The sequence below is a fragment of the Shewanella sp. SM21 genome, assembly GCF_025654335.1.
In the GTDB taxonomy this organism is placed as follows: Bacteria; Pseudomonadota; Gammaproteobacteria; order Enterobacterales; family Shewanellaceae; genus Shewanella; species Shewanella oncorhynchi.
The window spans coordinates 1-864 of sequence record NZ_JAKKRL010000033.1; the positions used below are offsets into that span (position 1 = coordinate 1).

At 46.7% G+C, this 864-nt stretch carries 1 protein-coding gene; it reads left to right on the forward strand.

What is annotated here, in order from left to right; genetic code table 11:
* Positions 1 to 88 precede the first annotated feature (88 nt).
* The coding region (locus tag L5L94_RS21730; protein ID WP_263165019.1) for an IS110-like element ISShes7 family transposase at positions 89 to 864 on the forward strand (776 nt) is incomplete at its 3' end.

The following is an 864-nucleotide window of genomic DNA, read 5'->3' on the forward strand; positions in this document are numbered from 1 at the left end:
GGATGATGGGATGGACACCTCTTGTGAAGTAGGCGTCATTTACGCCATATTGAATTTGCACGTTCAATAACAACAAAAGGTGTCCAAAATGAAAGTTACACTAATAGGAATTGATCTCGCAAAAAATATCTTCCAAGTATGTGGAGTTAATCAAGCAGGCAAGAGTGTTTTTAACCGCTCGATTAAACGTGCTCAGCTCCTGCCTTTTCTGCGTACTTACCCTGATGCCACTATTGCGATGGAAGCCTGCAGTGGCTCTAACTATTGGGGCAGAGAGTTACTTTCTCTCGGGCATGACGTCAAACTGATCCCACCTCAGCATGTTAAGCCATTTGTCAAAGGCAATAAGAACGATCGCAATGATGCCTTCGCTATCTGTGAGGCAGCGCAGAGACCGAACCTGATTTTCGTCCAGCCGAGAACCTTAGCGCAGGTTGATATCATCATTACCCACAGAATTCGCGAGCGCCGGATCAGAATACGCACTGCACTAACCAATCAAATTAGAGGCTTACTAAGTGAATATGGAATAGCCCTCCCTAAAGGACGTAATCCATTGAATCTTTTGCTGCCGGAATTACTTGAGGATGCCAGTAATCAACTCACTACGATTGCACGCCAATACATGCGTGAGCTGATGGAAGAGTTGCGTGCGATCAACGTTGCAATAGGTTCGCTGGAAAAAGACATCAAACTGCAGGCAAGAACGCACCCRGATGCCAAGCGACTGATGGGTATAAGAGGCGTTGCAGAAATCATTGCCACTGCCGCGGTGTCATTTGCCGGAGATGGCTCAGGCTATCATGGTGCTCGGCATTTTTCTGCAAATTTAGGACTGGTTCCTAAAGAGTTTTCCAGTGGGGG